Consider the following 18,290-nt stretch of genomic DNA (forward strand, 5'->3'; position numbering starts at 1 on the left):
TTAAAAATAATAGATGGTTATAAAAAAATTCCTAGTATATAAGATATATTTATCTCTACATACTAGGAATTTACTTACTTTATAGTGGTTAACTTGATTTACAAACTCAGATAGTTTTATTCATCTGCACTTTCTAGCATTTCATTAACATAAGTAGGTAGAGCAAAACAACCTACATGTAAATCTGTGTTATAATACTTGGTTTTTAATTCTAGACTATTCCACTGCTCCACTTTTATATCCTTAATAGGGTCAAATTTTTTAGAAGCGAATCCAAATAACCAGTGACCAGATGGATAGGTTGGCATATGGAATTGATAAACTTTGCTTATTGGAAATAGTCTCTTTATTTTTCTATGGGCACGTTTCATTTCATGTGCATCTCTTTCATAATAGGGACTTTCATGTTGATTAACTAATATGCCCTCTTCTGATAGGGCTTTTGAGCAATTATTATAAAATTCTTCAGTAAATAATCCTTCACCTGGTCCTATAGGATCAGTTGAGTCAACTATTATTAAATCATAAATATTATCCGTATTTTTAACAAATGCTAAGCCATCTTCAAAATACAAATTGACCCTTTCATCTTGTAATTTTGATGAAGTTATAGGTAGATACTTTTCACAAGCCCTCACAACTTGTTCATCTATTTCAACCATATCTATTTGCTCAATAGTATTGTATCTAGTAAGTTCTCTTACTGTACCACCATCTCCTCCACCAATTACTAATACTTTCTTAATATTTGGATTAGTAGCCATAGGTACATGAACAATCATATCATGATATATAAATTCATCCTTTTCATTTACCATCATTAGTCCATCTAAGGTGAAAAATGTACCAAATTCTTCCGATTCAAAGAAATCTATTTTCTGAAATTCACTTTCCTCTGAATAAAGTTGTTCCTTTACTTTTATTGAAAATTTAGCATTCTCAGTATGTTCTTCTGTATACCATAATTCCATTTTTATTTCCTCCTATATTCCTAATACTTTAATCCACTTTATTTCAGGGTCTTCCGTTCCTGTTAATATGCTTCCCTTTTCTTTTAGATGTATAATATATTTGATCATTTCATCATCAATTCTTTCTCCTGGTGACACTATAGGTATCCCAGGTGGATAAGCCATTATTGATTCACCGCTTATCTCCCCTGTACTATCTTCAAGTTTTATTCTTTTTTTATTTGAATAAAAAGCATCCCTAGGAGAGACTATAACGGAAGGATTTCTAAAGTTCAATTTTATAGGTGCTTTCTTTTCTTTTTTGTATTTACGACTAATATCCTTTAATGCACCTATGAGTTTATCTATATTCTCTTTAGTATCTCCAACACTTATTATTGCCAATATATTGTTTGAGTCACCAAATTCTACCTGTATGTTATATTCATCTCTTAGAATATCATATACTTCTATTCCTGTTAATCCTATATTTGTAGTATTTATAGAAAGTTTAGTTTCATCAAAATCATAAACTGAATTTTTATCTATTAATTCCTTACCAAATGCATAATAACCTTCTATTTTATTAGTTTCATTCCTTGCATATATGCTTAATTCTCTCACCTTATTAAAAATTTCTTTTCCTTCAGTAGCTAACATTTTCCTCGTTATATCTAAGGAAGTCATTAATAAATAAGAAGCAGAAGTAGATTGTGTTAGATTTAATGTGGTTTTAATAGTTCCTTTATCCACCAGACCATTATTACTTAATAAAACTGAACTCTGAGTTAAAGATCCTCCAGTTTTATGTAGACTAACAGATGATATATCTGCTCCTAACTTCATAGCACCATCTGGAAAATTATCATTAAAGTAAAAGTGAGTTCCATGGGCTTCATCAACTATAGTAACTAATCCATGACTTTTTGCAAGTTCTAGTATTTTTTTAAGATCAGAAACAATACCATAGTAAGTTGGATTTATTACAAATAGTGCCTTAGCATCTGAGTTTTCTTCTATTGCTTTTTTATAACTTTCTACAGATACACCTAAAGATATACCTATATGGTCATCAATTTCTGGTTGAACGTAAATGGGATGTGCTCCACTTAGAATTAATGCATTAATTGCTGATTTATGAACATTTCTTGGAATAATAATTTTATCCCCTTGATGACAAACACTCATAATCATAGCCTGAACTCCAGCAGAAGTTCCATTTACTAAAAAAAATGAATTATCACTAGAAAAGGCTTCAGCCATTAATTCTTCAGATTCTTTTATAACTCCTATGGGATTTCCAATATTGTCTAAAGGTTTCATAGAATTAACATCTACGCTTAAAGTTTTTTCACCTAAAAATTCAACTAACTCTTTATTACCTCTTCCTTGTTTATGACCAGGTACATCAAATGGAATTACTTTTTTTTTACTATATTCTAATATTGCTGTATATAATGGAGTTTCATATTGATTTTTTTTCATTCATCGTCCCACCTTTAGAAATAAGAATAGTAAACAATATAACCTTTATTTAGTAAGGTTTATACCATAAAAGATCTCTGTCATCTCCCTATTAAGTCTTTCAACTATTTCATTCTTATTCTTAATTGATAATTGTGACTCTGATTTTTCGAATAAATAATTATCAAGATCAATATCTTTAACCTTCATTTTCGTATGGAATATATTTGATTGGTAAATGTTCATATCTATTAAACTATATCTCTCTATAGTTTCATCCTTAATATAATCTTGTATAGAATTTATTGAATGGTCTATAAAATGCTTTTCACCATCTATATCCCTTGTAAAGCCTCTTACCCTATAGTCTATAGTTATAATATCTGAATCAAAACTTCCTATTAGATAATTTAAAGCGTTAAGAGGTGATATGGTGCCACAAGTTGACACATCAATATCTACCCTAAAAGTACTTATATTATTTTCAGGATGACTTTCAGGATAAGTATGTACTGTTACATGACTTTTATCTAAATGCCCAACAATATTCTCTCTCATAGGAGTTATTATTCCTTTGTTGCAAGATGGGTCTAATACGTAAACAGGTACTTCCTCTTCAGATATTAGAAGAGTTACGCTAGCTCCTTGGGGATCATAATCTTGTTTTGCAACATTTAAAACAGATGCTCCTATAGTATTGGTAACATCCGTTAATATTTTAGTTAGTCTTTCTGAATTATACTGTTCATCTATGTATTCAATATATCTTTTTCTATCTTCTTCAGTTTCTGTATAACAAATATCATAAATATTGAAACTAAGAGACTTTGTTAAATTATTAAATCCATATAGATTTAGCTTATTATTTTTCAGTTTCGGCAATATAGTCCCTCTTTTCTTTTTAAAATCAGTTCTTTAATATTAGCAAATTAATTATATCTATTTCTCTAAAATGTCAATTATATATATTATGTGTTTTATTAATCAAATGATACAATATGACTTTAAAAACAAAATACAGAATACTTGCAATTAAATATGGGCTTAGGTTATCTCTATAGATACCTAGGCCCAATATTTGTATAAAATCATTATTATTAATCAATACGAACTTCATTAGATGGTCCACCACTCAAATAATTCCGAACATTATCAATGCATATATTTGTTTTAATCTCTGTTGCCTCTATAGTATTAAATCCCATATGAGGAGTTACTACCACATTATCTAATTTCAGTAAATCTTCACCACTTTCTATGCTTAAGTTAATCTCATCTAAGCCTGCTCCAAAAACATTTCTACTTTTTAAAGTTTCATACAGATCATTCTGATTGACTATTTCAGCTCGAGCTGTATTGATGAAAATGGCATTCTTTTTCATCTTAGCAAAATCCTTCTCTGTAATGAAGTTATGAGTTGACGGTAGTAATGGCATATGAACAGTAACAATATCACTTTCCCTAAAGATTTCATCACAAGATGTATATTTCACATTACATTTCCTAACAATCTCATCCTTAGGACTAGGGTCATAAGCAATAATTTTCATGTTAAATCCATTTGCAATCTCCGCTACTCTGCATCCAATTGCCCCTGTTCCAATGATTCCAATGGTTTTATTAGACATCTCCATTCCTTGAAATAATCCCCAATTATAGGCTTTTGATTCTTTAACATTACGATCAGCCTGAGGAACCTTTCTCATAACAGATAACATTAGGCTTATAGCTAATTCTGCAACAGCATTTTTAGCGTATCCTGGCACATTTGTTACAGTAACCCCTCTTTTATTAGCTTCTCCTATATCCACATAGTCATAACCTGTGGCCCAAAGGGAAATCATCTTTAGATTTGGTAATCTATCTAGGGTACTAGATGAGAAATGAGTCCATCCACTTACAATAATATGAGCATCTTTTCCTCGATTCAGAGTCTCTTCTTGGTTTTTAGGTGTTCCTGAATATATGTTTAAGTCTCCTAAGCTTTTTAGTTGATCTATTTGACTCTCATTCATCAAAACATCATCTATAACTACAATCTTCATAAACGATCCCCCTGATTCTATTCTCTTATGTGATTCATATATACTATTTTAATACCTTAAATTAATTAACTTAGCCATTATTTCATTTCCCTTTGAAGTTAGATGAAGTCCATCACTATAATAATCTGATCTATCATCTTCTCCCATATATTTATTAAAACCTTCATAAAAATCTATTACTTCTACATTAAACTTTTTAGCAAATCCCAGTATCCACTTTCTATACAAAATTAATTTTTCATTTACTTCATAAAAATCTGTAGTACTAGACCATTGAATTGGTGCTAGTTGTGGATCTGTTTTTATGGGTATGCCTACAATTGGAACTATATTGTTTTCATTAGCCATATGTACCATATTAGATATATTCTCTTGGATTTCATCTAAATCTATACCCATCATAATATCATTTACTCCGCCTAATATGATTACATGGCTTGGCTTTTCCTTTATAACATGCCTATCAAATCTTAGACACATACCTTCTGTAGTGTCTCCGTTTATCCCTCTATTTACTATATGTACATTATATTTCATAGATAAAAGATATGGCCATGCTTCTCTTTGTCTTACACCATATCCATAGGTGATACTATCTCCAATACAAACTATCTTCATTTATTCCTCCTAAATGTTCTTATAATACTCTTCCTTTGTTAGATTATGGTATAATGTGGTTACTTTTTTATTATCTAATAATTTTAATTCTTCCTTACGCTTGAATATATATTTAAATGGAGATTTTTCAATAACTCTCTTTGACCTCATATTATAATCATAATGGGCACACCAAATCAATTCTAAATTCATTTCCTCAAAACCATGTTTAATTAAAGCATTAGTGGCTTCTGGTACATATCCATTTCCCCAATACTTAGGATTTAGTACGTATCCAATTTCCCTTTGTTTTAAATCTTTCAGTTTTTCATCTGGGGTCCTTCTATGTATTCCAATACTTCCTATAACCTTATTTTCATCCTTTAACTCTATGGCATATACTTCGTCACTTTCTATAAACATTTTTATTATTTCTTTACTTTCTTCTTGGTCTTTATGTGGCTTCCATCCTGCATTAGGACCAACCAAATCACTCTTTGCATATTCAAATAAATCATCCACATCTTCATATGTCCATTTTCTTAAAATTAACCTCTCTGTTTCTAATATACTCATTTTATCCCCTACCTCTTTCTTAATACATTTGCTTCTTTTTTGTTGAATATATTATACCATCTAATTCAACTACAATTCATTTTTCCCTAGTCTTTTTGTTAATAACCAACTTACTTTGTCAAAAGAAATTTTTGGAAATCAATTAACTCCTATACCAGCAAATGTCCCCTTTCCCTTGCGATTCAAGGGAGAGGGGTTTGGTATTTATATCTGTTTATTGGGATGGAAATATGTGTACCTTGTAATCTTAGTAGGATTTATATAAAATGTTATATATGAAAAATTTAATTTAGAATGAGGTGAGAGTTGTGAAAGGTATAATGAAAAAAATTGCAATTATATTAGTCCTAATCATGGCATTCGGTACAGTTGCATTTGCAGCTCAGCCAGAGCTATATAATAACATTAAAGAACGTATTTTATCTATAAAAGATGAATTTATAAAAAAAGATTCCCAATTAGTTTCTAGCGGAGATGAGGCTATTGAAGATTTACGTGATTATGTAGATGAAGTAGAGAATGAAATTAAAACTGAATTAGGAGAATATGAACAAGCTCAGATTGAAGAAGCAAAAAAAGTAATAGCTAAAGAAGTTGATAGTGTAAAAGAGCAACTGAATACTGAAAAAGCAGCCTTAACTGAAACAATGAAAGAGGAAATCAAAAATAAGGTTCAAAAGGACCTGGATAAAGAGTTAGATAAATTAAATAAAGCCTTTAAATAAAGGCTGTGTTAAAGGACTATGTTGTTTTCATAACATAGTCCTTTTTAGTTATAATATAAATACTGATAGCCATGTTATTTAGTTTCTATGATTATGTGAATATGGTGTATTTTTATTTTTTTGTTTTATTTATTATAAATATTTTTCTATTTTTTATAATACTATTTAATTCACCATTTCCTTCTACTTCTCCTAATTCATTTCCAGTTAATAGTTCAAAAGCTCTTTGAGCATCAATTAATCCAGTTCCCGTAAAAGGGTCTATACCTGATTGCATAATGTCCTTTGAAGATTTACTCAATATATCTTTAATTTCATTTATATCTATATCTGGGTTTTCTGTCATTAGCATAGCCACAACTCCTGTAACCACAGGTGTTGCCATACTGGTCCCATCCCAAGCCTCATATCCTCCATTAGGTACTGTACTTAGAATCTTTACCCCTGGAGCTGCTATATCAACACTTTTACCATAGTTTGAAAAATTAGCTTTTTTATTAATTAAATTAGATGCGGCTACTGTATATACTCCATCTAATCCTGCTGGTACGTATCTATCACAATTTCTACTATCATTTCCTGCTGCTGCAATTACGAATACGCCTTTATCCATGGCATACTCTATTGCCTCTTTTATCTCTTCATTTTCCTGTGGTCCACCTAAACTCAGATTAATAATATGTGCCCCTTTGTCAACGGCATACTCTATAGCTTGTGCGATTACACCTATATCTCCAGATCCATCTTTATCTAATGCTTTTATAGGAATAATGTTTACATCTAAATCTCCAACAATACCTACTATCCCTTCATTATTATCCTTTTCTGCTGCTATAATTCCTGCTACATGAGTACCATGACCATTGTCATCCATAGGATCTGGATCATCATTTACAAAATCATACCCTAAATCTACTTTTACTCTATTTTTTAAATCAGGATGATTATAATCTATACCTGTATCTATGATAGCCACATTTATATCTCTTTTTTGATCTATTTCATCCCATACAAGGTTACTTTTTGTATATGCCACTGCCAATTGAGATTTTGATCCTGGGTCATTTGCATCTATATCTATAACTTGTTCCAATTTATCAATTAAAAAGTTTTTTCCTACAATAATTTTAGTAATAGGCTTTATAATACTAATTCTTCTAGAAGGGTCTAATTTTCTAATCTCTTTATTTTTTATAATTCTATTAGAAGATACTTCTGCATTCTTTTCTTTTACAGCACAACCTGTCATTAACATACATCCAACAAGTGCTATAGAAAGAATCTCCTTATATTTTTTCATATAAAAACACTCCTCTGTTTTTTTATCTTATTACACTTTTATTTTACAACATCTTTGTGGAATAATAATGCCTTAATTATGTGAAAATATGTGAATTTAATAAAAAAAATATAGGTGGTATTGAAACCACCTATATCTTTTAATACACTACTTCTGTCCAATCAATTTCATCTATATGTTTTTTAACATATTCATGGCACATCTTTGGATGTATAGTTTCTTCATGAGATATGGTTATTATGGACATGGCTACTGAAAACCTAATGGTATCACGTATATTCATATCGTTTATATATCCATATCCTAAGCCTGCTACGAAAGAATCTCCTGCCCCTGTCACATTCTTTACGCACGCATTATTAGCCCTTATTTTTCCACACTCTAATCCATTTGAATAATATATGCCATCTTCGTCTAAACTTATAAACACATTCTTAACACCTAGGTCTAAGAAGTAGTCAGCAGCTTCCTTTAAATCTGCATCTGTCTTAATTTCAAATCCAGCTAACACTTCTGCTTCATGCCTATTTGGCTTTATTGTATGAAAATGCTTAATTAGATGTCTAATATTCTTTGCCTTTGCAGCTGAAATAGGGTCTAGTATAAATTTAGTTTTCCCCTTAAAAGTTTCAAGTATATACTGCAAATTAGTTGGATTATCAGCATCTAAAAAAGTATATTGTGAATTCTCTATAATTTCCCTCTTAGAATCAATGAACTCAAAGTTCATTTCATCAACACTTTTCATATCTGCTATAGCTGAAACCATCTCTCCATATTCATCTAAAATAGCCATATAAGTTGGAGTTGTTCCATTTTCTAGTATAAGGGATTCACACATGTCATATCCAATGACCTTTGAATGTTCAAGCATACTGCGTCCCTTTTCATCATTTCCTAATATGGAAATAAATTTAGTATTAACTCCAACACGAGCCATATTTTCAGCTATGTTTCTACAGACTCCCCCAAATGTAATTTTAATATTTCCTGGCGTAGAATCATATGATCTATATTTAGCACTGCTAAAACCAATAATGTCTACAACGGATGCTCCAAATACTAAAATATATGGTTGGTTATAATTATTCATTTTGATTTTCTCCTCCTACCTCTCAACCCTATTTATTTTATCACATTTTGTCATTTTTAATAGTATTATGTGTTAAAATCTTTAAATTTCCAGCAGTTTAACGTTTAACCAAATATAATTTAATTTCACCTTTGCACTTTCATTTGTATATAGGAATAATCTTTAATATTTTATGGTAAATATATACAATATAGTAAATTAGTACCATATTTTTCTTTTCCTCTATACTTTTTTACAAATGGTGGTATAATATGATTTATGTGGTTCTCTAAGGAAAAATTGTATTTGTCAATAGCTTAGAGATTATAAAAAGCAGGATATAACCCTACAGGTTAATGAAAGATAACTTACTATACCAGTAAACCTTTATCCATATGCACAATGGATTCTTTTATAACAACTGTAGGGTTATACCCTGCTTTTTATAGTTTAATTTTCCATTTGTCTATTTATGTCACATTGAGTTATAATAAGTCCAACAGCTATTATAGGAGAGTGACACAATGAATGGACGAAGTCATATGATTATTGGAACTGCAGCAAGTCTCCTATTATTGCCTAAAATGGGATATGAATTTAATTTACTAACCAGTACAGCAGCTGCTTTAGGATCTTTGATTCCAGATATAGATCATCCTAAAGCACTTATTAATCAAAAGCTATTATTTAATAAGAACAAAGAGGGAAAGATTCTTTTTTATTGTACTAGTGGTGGTATTTTTCTTTACAAGGGATTTGAATCCTTTAGTAAGTCCATGATGTTTTTAGGTATCCTATTAATTCTAATAGGCCTATCTAAACATAGAACCTTTACCCATAGTTTAGGAGGAGTCTTAGTAATTAGCTACTACATATTTTTTCTATTTAATGAACAAATGATAATGGATAATATAACCTATGCCACTATTATAGGGGTAGTCTCCCATTTAGTATGTGACTTTTTCACCAAGGAAGGTGTTGAGATGTTTTATCCCTTAAGTCATAAGAAATATAGGTTCCCATTTACTATTACAACGGGAAGTGTGGCTGAGTCTGCAATAAACTTAATATTTATATTTATAATTTTTAATGAAACCATAATAAAATAATAGGGACGGTATATAAACCGTCCCTATTATCTATTTACAGACCTGGCCATGGCCCTGTATGTATGTCTTTTCCCTCTTATGGCTATGGAATAATACATTATGTTCTCTGGTGTGGCAATTCCTGGTGACATGCCACAATCACCTATATGGTGTATATCCGTTCCTGTCATTTTACTCCATAAGGCAATTTTTTCTATAACTTCTTTACTGCTACCTTCTTGGGATGTGCCTATGGCAGTCATAGTGAGTTTTCCTTTTTTATGAGCCATACTCACAAACTTTTGAATTTTTTGTACATCTATCCCTGGCACAGTTCCTGGTGCTGGTAATAAAAGAATATCAACCCCAGCTTCTAGAAACTTTTCTATAGTTTCTTCATTTATTATATTTTCTCCACTTTCATGTATGCTTCCTGAAGAATGCATTTTCCCAGATGTAATTATTAAATCATGAATACCTGCTTTTTTTATACGTCCTATAGTATTTAATATGGCATCATTACTAACTCCTGTACTTGGATTTCCTGTAAGTACTACCATATCAGCCCCTTGATTTCTCAACCTTTTAATATTTTCTACCGTGGCCATTCTACCATTAGGTATATTAAGTTTTTCTCCCTTTAATTCCATACTTTCATCTACAGGTTCTAAGTTTACCCCAATCATCTTCCCTGTCATTTCCTTTAATCTTTTAATTACATGTTCCCCTTTACCTATAGCACTTATCTTCGGATTATCCACGTCGTACATGTTTAAAAGAATCATATCTGCCCCAAAGGATGCAGCTAATTCACCATTGCTTATATCTCCTAATAGGGGAGGCACTATACATATTATCTCTGATATTAAAGTCCTCCCTTCAGCAAGCCTAATACTAATGAGTTTCTCCTCTTTAGTCATGTCGTTTAAATTAGAGTAACTTAAATCTAATATTCTTTTAACCATGATCCCACTCCCCTTTTAAATTTGTTTCTTCATAGTTTGGGAAATTGTATATATAATTAGACCTAACCATATGAAACCAAAACTTATTAAATGACTAGTAGTAAATGGTTCTTTAAAAATGTATATGCTTAAAAATAAAGTTATGGTAGGTGATATATATTGAGCAAATCCTATGGTTGATAGGGACACTAATCTTGTGGCTATGGAAAATATCATAAGGGGTACAACAGTTGCCATTCCTGAGAATAAAAGTGTAACAAAGGTGTGTGTTGGTATTTCCCTTAAGAACCCCGTTCCATTAAATTCTTTAAATAAAATATAGCCTATGGCAAATGGAACTAATAACAACATTTCTATAGCTAATCCCATTATTGAGTCCACGTGTGCATACTTTTTAAATAGACCATAAAAGGCAAATGTAGCTCCTATAATAATTGCACCAATTGGAGCCTTACCATATCTATATGTAATAGTTAATACACCTATGGCTGCTAAAAGGACAGATATAATTTCATATCTATTAAGTTTCTCTTTTAAAATAAATACTCCTATTAAAACTACTATTAACGGGTTTATATAATAGGCCATAGTAACCTCTAATACTTTTCCCCTTCCTATAGCAATTACAAAGAATAGCCAGTTTAGTCCAATGGATATGGAACTTAATATTATATACTTTCTCTTTTCTCTAGTAGATAAGATATCCTTTATTTTATTTATTTTTCCCTGGAAACCTAATAAACTCATGGTAAATATGAATGAAAATATTATTCTATAAGCTACTAACTCCCTAGGAGGTATATTACTCAATTGCTTCCAGTATGCTGGCATTAATCCAAATACCAAAAAGCATACAACTGCCCATGTATTTCCACTTGTACCTCTACTCTTAACCCTTTCTAATTCCATGGTAAAAATCTCCTTTATGTAGTATTATTTTTAAATTATAACATAAAGAAAATTTTATAACTTAGTTTCCTATAAACAAAAAAATAAAGTTAGTCTTCAAACTAACTTTTAGGGCTTTTAAAAAAATCCTTATCACCTATTATCTTATTAAGGAGTCTCGTTTTTATTACTTCTTGAATTTCAGGCCCCTCTATTTTTTCATTTCTCCCATCAAATCTAATATATAATTTATCATCCCTCGTAAAGTATAAAACGGAAGGGTCTGGAGAAGGTGGCACGTAAATTTCAATTATATAATAATCTTTTTCTATTTTGCCATTTTTCTTTAATTTTATAAACTCTATAGTAAATAAAGATCTATCTACTACAGGCCTTATATATTTCAATCTATCTATGAATAACTGTCTTATATCATCCCTATCTTCCCTATTCAAATAAGTTCCTTTTATTATTCCATCATCCGTTATTCCAAAATATATTTTACCAAATTTGTTGTTTTCACCATTTAAAAATCCACATATATATTTTTCTAGTTTTCTAGCCATCAAGTCCCTAGGTGCTTCTTGATCTACCCTAAATTCCTTAAACTCATATTCATTATCTTCATCCTTTTCAAAGGTAGAACCTATTTCGAAGAACCTTTCAAATTCCAATTGTTCCATTTTATTCTCATTATTTATTATCATATTCCAAGCTGCCAATATTTTTTTTCTTATTCTTTCATCATTTACTTGGCCTACTTTTACTACTAGTCTATTTTTATTTATAGTTTCGTTATGATTAACTAAGGCTATAGTATCCTTTTCATTGACCTCTATATCCACATGAAGAAGGTTGTTTTCATTTGCATATTTTTTAGGCGCTACTATTATAACATTCACGCATTGACTAAATTTATTTATGGCATTATTAGAAATTACTAAAACACTCTTTACTTCTCCCATCTCAACTCCCTCTATAGGGATCTTTGCAAGATATATATCCCATTGCCTAATGAGCATTATTGGTTTCCCCCTATCCCCAACTTATTTATATATATGTTAAAACAAGTAAAAAAAGACGCCCTAAAAGGCGTCCTTATTCCATTATATTATGACTTTTTAATTATTCCAAGTGGTTTACCTAAAGGTAATATTTCTCTTCCAAAGTGACCATTTAATAGATTTCCTGCGAAACCATAGAATCCACAGATCGAAATCAGTAACTCAGAGTAAGCAGCTAAATTGTGTGCAAAGTGAGGTGCAATTCCAAATGCAACCATTGCTAATCCTAAGAATAAGAAATCGATTAAAAATAAAATAATAAATAATATCTTTTGAATTTCCATAGCAGCAATTGTCATAACCACACTAAAAATGAAATACCCTATATATGCCATTCCTAATTGCTTTACATCAATTCCAGCCATTATTGCTTCTCCAAAAACTCCATTTGTAATCATCCATGTTGTTCCTATTGAAAACCAGAATAATGCATATGCACCAAATACAGTTGTTCCAAAAAGGCTATTTTGCTTTGCATCATGAATACAAGCAAATAATTGTGCAAATGCTCCTAAAAATATTGCCCATGGAATTAGTAATGAAGTTCCGCTTGTCCACCCTAATTTTTGAGAAGCTGCTACTAATGTTACCATTGCTAGTCCAAATTGTCCTAAAGCGGAAGGATTAATTGTACGGATTTTTACTGTTGTTTCATTGATCATCTTTTTCAAGTCCTCCTTATATTATATACACATATTACCATTAAATATCAAAAATGGACTTTTGTCAATATAATTACAACATTTTTCGACTATCTTTTCATCTTGGCAAATGCCATTTTAGGCTGGTTACATGTAGGACATCTCCAATATTCGGGTAAATCTTCCCACTTTGTCCCTGCTTTTATATCATTTGTCCAGTCTCCTTTTTCTTCCTTATATGAATAACCACATACACTACATTTGTATATTTCCATAATATTCCCTCCCAAATAAAAAAAGCTATATAAACTATAATACCCAAATATAGCTTATATAACTTTGAAATTTTTTCCTAATATACACTTGCTAGTCTTTCTTCTGAAATTCCATCAAGACCATCTAATTCCTTCTTTATTTTTGTAGCAAAGTAAAATGTAACTATTATTGTAAAGAAATCTGCTATAGGCTGACTTGCTATTAAACCATTTAATCCAAATAATTTGGGAAGTGTTAATAGGGCTGGTACAAAGAATATACCTTGTCTTGATAAGGCTAGTATACTAGCTTCCTTTGCTTTACCCATGGCTTGGAATAATGATGAATAAACTGCTTGGAATCCAAAGAAAGGAAACAGTACGCAAAGGGCTCTTAATATGGTAACCCCCACTTCTATAACAGCTGGGTCCTTACTAAATATCATAATTATAGGTTCTGCAAAGATGGCAAATACTATACTTACACAAGTGGTAAATATACTAGCCCATCTTATGGTTATCTTAATTGTCTCTTTTAATCTATCATAAGACTTTGCTCCATAATTAAATCCTGCAAGGGGTTGGAATCCTTGACTTAATCCAAATATTACATACATACCGATTATTATTACTCTGTTAGTTACACCCATGGCAGCTACTACTGAGTCTCCAAAGGTAGCAGCTATACCATTCATCAACATCATTGCAAAAGTAGTTGTTAATTGTCTTACGAAAGTAGGTGTTCCTATTTTTAATATGTCATTATATATTTCTTTATCAAACTTTAAATTTTTAATGCTAATCTTTAACATGGATTTACCAGTAAATATATAACCTGCTAGCATTATGAAAGTTACAATTTGTGAAAATACTGTAGCTATGGCTGCTCCACCAACACCCATGTCAAATTTAATTATTAATAATGGATCTAGGGCTATATTCAGTAAGGCTCCCGTTGACATGGCTATCATACTAAATTTAGAACTACCTTCTGCTCTTAATATATTATTCATAGTCATGTTCCCCATTATAAACACTGATCCTAATATGATCACTCTAAGATATTCTATTGCATAGGGCTTTATAGTAGCTGATGCTCCTATCATATTTACTATTTTATCCATAAATACTAATCCCAGTATAGTTGATAATATACCTAATACTAAAGTAGTAAATAGGGCCATATTAGCAGCTTTGTTGGCATTGTCTATTTCACGTTTTCCTAGGGCCCTTGATATATATGATCCTCCACCAATACCAAAGGTTAAACCTACAGTACTTAAAAGCATAAGTATGGGAAAACTCAGTGACACAGCCCCTATAGCAGCTGTTCCTACCATTCCCACAAACATTGTATCTACTGCATTATATACGGCATTTACAAGCATTCCTATAATAGCAGGTAAAGATAGGGCTATTAATGCTTTAGACACCTTTTCTTCTGCCATCAATTTCATTCTTTTATCTTCCATTACCTCTCACTCCTTCTAAATCTCAGCACATACGTTTAACACGATATTTAATATATTTTATTGCATCTTCCTTTTCATATTTATTTCTCAAATGAACACATAGCATTAAAAGATCATAAGCCATATGTTCTATAAATTCTTCCTCTTCCTTAAATACACCCGCCTTTATTCCTTTAAGAATTACTCTTTTTATGATCTCACTATTTTTTTGACCAAAGTTCTTCATCTTCTCATTAGTTTCTTTTTCTTTGTCCCTTTTATGAAGTTCCCTCATAAATTGGCTTCCCATACCTTTTCTATTGATTATATCTTCATATATTGTGCTCAATATTTTTATTAGTTTCTCATCATAATTAACTTTTTCATCTTCTATTTCTTCACATTTTTTTAAGGTCCTATTCCAACTATTCTCTAAAACTATACTAAATAAATCAAATTTATTTTTATAGTAATTATATAGAGTTCCCACAGCTATGCCTGTAGTCTTGGCTATGAATCTCATATCCACATTTTCATATCCCTTTTCTTTAAAAAGTTCCTCTGCTGTAGTTAATATCTTTTTATCTATATCCTTTATAACCTTTGGCATAGTATCTCTCCTTTTTTGTGAACACAGTTCATAATAATATTATAATGAACACAGTTCATAAAATCAAGTGGATAAATATTAAAAATTTATTAAGAAAATCATACTCCGTATGATTCGTTATGGAACCCTATGGTTCCCTTCGACGGTTGCTATCGCAACCTGAACACCTTCCTTTAAAGAGGTAGGGGAATCCTTCCCCCACACCCCCTTTTTTTACTTATCTGCAGTTTTGAAAATGTTGTGATTTTTAAGTAAGTAAAAAAATAAAAAGCATATGACTAAGTTTTACCTTAGAGTCATATGCTCATTCATTCTCAATATTATTTAACTAATTTAGAGATAGTTCTAAACTCTGGTGCCTTTGAGTATCTACATAGTTCAAATAATAAGGATTCATATGTAGTAACTATTACACCTGATTGGGCTAATCTGTTCATAGCCACTTTTCTATTGTTGTCACTTCTTGAACCAACACAGTCTTCTACTATTACAGGCTCATATCCCTTTGCCTTTAAATCTAAGGCAGTTTGCATTACACATATATGACTTTCTATTCCAGTTAATATAATAAATTTCTTTCCTGACTTTTCCATATACTCCATCATATTTTCATCATCGCAACAGCTAAAACTAGTTTTCTCAAGTGGAGTATACTCACCTAATACTTCTTGTAATGTTTCTACAGTATGTCCTAACCCCTTAGTATACTGCTCAGATACTAGGATATCTACTCCCATAGTTTTTAATCCTTCTATTAAAATTCTTAAATTTTTAGCTAGATTTTCATTATCATGGATATGAGGTAATAGTACCTCTTGTACATCTACTAGCACTGCCATAGTTTCTTCTTTTAATATTCTCATAGTTCTTCCCCCTCGTTCAAATTCTATTTCCTACATTTAATATTATATTACGTTCTTTAATAGTTCTGCAACAATTTAAATGGATAGTAAAAAAAGCTCACCTCTTCGGTGAGCCTTTTAAATTATTTATTTAATTCTTCTAATAATTTTTCTAAATCAATTCCATGGATTTCTGCTGCTTGTTCTAGCGTCTCCATTTGTGATGATGGACAACCTAGACAACCCATTCCAAATCCCATTAAAATATTTGGTGCATTTTTATTTACCTTTAATACATCTGCTATAACACTGTCCTTAGTTATTTTCATATTAATTCCCTCCTATTTACTAATCACATTTTTCATTATTATTAAACCATTATTTTTTTCAATACCAAATGTGTATGAAAACTCTCCATTAGCTGTTTCAATAAAGTTGTTTATAAAACCTGTTCTTAAAGTATAATAAACTTGTACGTCTCCATCAACTGCTTCCCAATAGTTCTTGTGTAAGCAGTCAACTGCATTCCATACTATATGATCATCATCCTTTTCTACTACACTATTTACATTATCACAAGGCATTCCCTCTAAAATGTAATTGTTAAGAGCCTTATATAAAGCAGGAGCGTCTTTAATGTTTTCACCTTTTACTTCTTCTCCATACTTTCTTCCCATCTTACAATAAACGTCCTTAGCTACATCTAGTACCATATTTCCATGCTTATCCATAAGCTTTGAGATAATTGCCGCTTGTCTAGTTTCAACTATTCTAATTTTTTCTTGTAACCAACCGTGGATATTGTTTGTATCGATTAATTCTTCTAATTCAACCTTTGGAATTAAATCTCCATGGGCATTACGCATGGTATTTACTACCTCATCCACATCTAATCCCTTTTCCTTTAAGTCTTTTATTAATACCTCTTCTGTTTCCTCAAATACTCTTATCTTATTGAATAGCCAATGATGAATTGGTCCTAAAAATCTACTCAATGTTGTCACTTCCTTTCATTCTCTCTTCAAATACTTTAAGTACTTCTTCTCTAAATTTGTCTACACCTATTCTATCCATAAAGTGCCCTAACTTTTCTCCAGCTTCAGCATTTTCACAATAATAATCAAATAGAGATTCTACTAATATAAAGGCTTCCTCTTCAGTTAAATTTCTCTTAATTTCATCTGATAGCCTTTGATGGAATCCAGCACTACCTCCTGCTACTACTATAAAACCTTCTTCATTAGCTAGGACTCCTATATCCTTAGCATGTAAACTAGTACAGCCATTTAAACAAGCTACAACGCCTATTTTCGTTCTATTAGGAGCTGGTGCTCCATAAAACCTTCTTTCTAGCCTCATTCCAAGGCCTAAAGACTTTTGTCTTGCGCGCTTACAAATTTCACCTGGGCAAATTTCCACATTCTTAACAGAATAGGCAGATAATACTCCTGGGTCCATGCCTAGGTCTTCCCAAGCCTTTTCCACATCTTCTGCCTTTAAACCTATTAGGCTTACCCTTTGACCAGAAGTAAATTTGATTGATGCTTTATATTTTTTAGCTACTTCAGCTATTTTTATCATTTGATTGGCACTTATAAAACCACCTGGTATTCTAGGTGTGATTGCATAAACTCTTTTACCATTTTTAATTTTTTGTAACACTGCATATTTCGGATTCATAACAATCTCTCCAAACTCTCTCTTGTTTTGTTAAGTAAATTATAATCTCAATTGGAAAATTTTTAAGTAACCTATGTT

At 31.0% G+C, this 18,290-nt stretch carries 21 protein-coding genes; 2 read left to right on the plus strand and 19 right to left on the minus strand.

Annotation, left to right across the window (positions count from 1 at the left end):
• Window positions 1-116: 116 nt before the first annotated feature.
• The 6 genes from speE to CCE28_RS19985 all read right to left on the minus strand — a co-directional run bounded on the left by speE (window position 117) and on the right by CCE28_RS19985 (window position 5,632).
• Window positions 117-971: a polyamine aminopropyltransferase gene (gene speE, locus CCE28_RS19960; protein WP_095135689.1), complete on the minus strand. Its 855-nt coding sequence runs from the start codon at window positions 969-971 to the stop codon at window positions 117-119.
• A 12-nt stretch (window positions 972-983) separates the two neighbouring features.
• Window positions 984-2,435, minus strand: a complete 1,452-nt coding sequence (locus CCE28_RS19965; RefSeq protein WP_095135692.1) for an aminotransferase class I/II-fold pyridoxal phosphate-dependent enzyme — start codon at window positions 2,433-2,435, stop codon at window positions 984-986.
• 45 nt (window positions 2,436-2,480) lie between these two features.
• Window positions 2,481-3,296: an adenosylmethionine decarboxylase gene (gene speD, locus CCE28_RS19970; protein ID WP_095135694.1), complete on the minus strand. Its 816-nt coding sequence runs from the start codon at window positions 3,294-3,296 to the stop codon at window positions 2,481-2,483.
• Between the two features lie 215 nt (window positions 3,297-3,511).
• The gene (locus CCE28_RS19975; protein ID WP_095135696.1) at window positions 3,512-4,459 is read right to left on the minus strand and encodes a 2-hydroxyacid dehydrogenase; all 948 of its coding nucleotides are present in this window, start codon (window positions 4,457-4,459) and stop codon (window positions 3,512-3,514) included.
• 48 nt (window positions 4,460-4,507) lie between these two features.
• Window positions 4,508-5,077, minus strand: coding sequence for a GDSL-type esterase/lipase family protein (locus tag CCE28_RS19980; protein WP_095135698.1), 570 nt, complete (start codon window positions 5,075-5,077; stop codon window positions 4,508-4,510).
• A 9-nt stretch (window positions 5,078-5,086) separates the two neighbouring features.
• Window positions 5,087-5,632 carry a GNAT family N-acetyltransferase gene (locus CCE28_RS19985; protein ID WP_095135700.1) on the minus strand — a complete coding sequence of 182 codons (546 nt, stop codon included), beginning with the start codon at window positions 5,630-5,632 and terminating at the stop codon, window positions 5,087-5,089.
• Between the two features lie 320 nt (window positions 5,633-5,952).
• On the opposite strand from CCE28_RS19985, the gene CCE28_RS19990 reads away from it, so the two are divergent.
• Complete coding sequence (locus CCE28_RS19990) at window positions 5,953-6,357, plus strand: hypothetical protein (protein ID WP_141228395.1); 405 nt, start codon at window positions 5,953-5,955, stop codon at window positions 6,355-6,357.
• A gap of 112 nt (window positions 6,358-6,469) precedes the next feature.
• On the opposite strand, the gene CCE28_RS19995 is transcribed toward CCE28_RS19990, so the two are convergent.
• Both CCE28_RS19995 and CCE28_RS20000 read right to left on the minus strand, forming a co-directional pair.
• On the minus strand, window positions 6,470-7,657 hold the full coding sequence (locus CCE28_RS19995) for a S8 family peptidase (protein WP_095135704.1): 1,188 nt from the start codon (window positions 7,655-7,657) through the stop codon (window positions 6,470-6,472).
• Between the two features lie 139 nt (window positions 7,658-7,796).
• On the minus strand, window positions 7,797-8,750 hold the full coding sequence (locus tag CCE28_RS20000; protein WP_095135706.1) for a carbohydrate kinase family protein: 954 nt from the start codon (window positions 8,748-8,750) through the stop codon (window positions 7,797-7,799).
• Between the two features lie 503 nt (window positions 8,751-9,253).
• Here CCE28_RS20000 and CCE28_RS20005 point away from each other — a divergent pair.
• A complete protein-coding gene (locus CCE28_RS20005; RefSeq protein ID WP_095135708.1) occupies window positions 9,254-9,838 on the plus strand; it encodes a metal-dependent hydrolase in 585 nt (194 codons plus the stop codon).
• Between the two features lie 26 nt (window positions 9,839-9,864).
• Here CCE28_RS20005 and CCE28_RS20010 read toward each other — a convergent pair whose 3' ends face one another.
• The 11 genes from CCE28_RS20010 to CCE28_RS20060 form a co-directional block, all read right to left on the minus strand.
• On the minus strand, window positions 9,865-10,782 hold the full coding sequence (locus CCE28_RS20010) for a DUF7916 family protein (protein ID WP_095135710.1): 918 nt from the start codon (window positions 10,780-10,782) through the stop codon (window positions 9,865-9,867).
• A 15-nt stretch (window positions 10,783-10,797) separates the two neighbouring features.
• Entirely contained in the window at window positions 10,798-11,691 is an 894-nt protein-coding gene (gene rarD / locus CCE28_RS20015) for an EamA family transporter RarD (RefSeq protein ID WP_095135712.1), read from the minus strand.
• Between the two features lie 101 nt (window positions 11,692-11,792).
• Window positions 11,793-12,692 (minus strand): RNA-binding domain-containing protein, encoded by a 900-nt coding sequence (locus CCE28_RS20020; RefSeq protein ID WP_095135714.1) that lies wholly within the window; start codon window positions 12,690-12,692, stop codon window positions 11,793-11,795.
• An 89-nt stretch (window positions 12,693-12,781) separates the two neighbouring features.
• On the minus strand, window positions 12,782-13,396 hold the full coding sequence (locus tag CCE28_RS20025; protein WP_095135717.1) for an acetate uptake transporter: 615 nt from the start codon (window positions 13,394-13,396) through the stop codon (window positions 12,782-12,784).
• Window positions 13,397-13,485: 89 nt separating this feature from the next.
• The gene (locus tag CCE28_RS20030) at window positions 13,486-13,650 is read right to left on the minus strand and encodes a rubredoxin (RefSeq protein WP_095135719.1); all 165 of its coding nucleotides are present in this window, start codon (window positions 13,648-13,650) and stop codon (window positions 13,486-13,488) included.
• Between the two features lie 77 nt (window positions 13,651-13,727).
• Window positions 13,728-15,101 carry an MATE family efflux transporter gene (locus tag CCE28_RS20035; RefSeq protein WP_095135721.1) on the minus strand — a complete coding sequence of 458 codons (1,374 nt, stop codon included), beginning with the start codon at window positions 15,099-15,101 and terminating at the stop codon, window positions 13,728-13,730.
• Window positions 15,102-15,123: 22 nt separating this feature from the next.
• Window positions 15,124-15,690: a TetR/AcrR family transcriptional regulator gene (locus CCE28_RS20040; protein ID WP_095135723.1), complete on the minus strand. Its 567-nt coding sequence runs from the start codon at window positions 15,688-15,690 to the stop codon at window positions 15,124-15,126.
• A 320-nt stretch (window positions 15,691-16,010) separates the two neighbouring features.
• Window positions 16,011-16,553 (minus strand): hydrolase, encoded by a 543-nt coding sequence (locus CCE28_RS20045; protein ID WP_095135725.1) that lies wholly within the window; start codon window positions 16,551-16,553, stop codon window positions 16,011-16,013.
• 122 nt (window positions 16,554-16,675) lie between these two features.
• Window positions 16,676-16,861, minus strand: a complete 186-nt coding sequence (locus CCE28_RS20050; protein ID WP_095135727.1) for a DUF1858 domain-containing protein — start codon at window positions 16,859-16,861, stop codon at window positions 16,676-16,678.
• A 12-nt stretch (window positions 16,862-16,873) separates the two neighbouring features.
• On the minus strand, window positions 16,874-17,527 hold the full coding sequence (locus CCE28_RS20055) for a hypothetical protein (RefSeq protein WP_095135729.1): 654 nt from the start codon (window positions 17,525-17,527) through the stop codon (window positions 16,874-16,876).
• Entirely contained in the window at window positions 17,520-18,212 is a 693-nt protein-coding gene (locus tag CCE28_RS20060; RefSeq protein ID WP_095135731.1) for a nitrite/sulfite reductase domain-containing protein, read from the minus strand. The genes CCE28_RS20055 and CCE28_RS20060 overlap by 8 nt, the downstream gene beginning before the upstream one ends.
• Window positions 18,213-18,290 lie beyond the last annotated feature (78 nt).

Origin of the sequence: Anaeromicrobium sediminis (assembly GCF_002270055.1) — a bacterium.
In the GTDB taxonomy this organism is placed as follows: domain Bacteria; phylum Bacillota; class Clostridia; order Peptostreptococcales; family Thermotaleaceae; genus Anaeromicrobium; species Anaeromicrobium sediminis.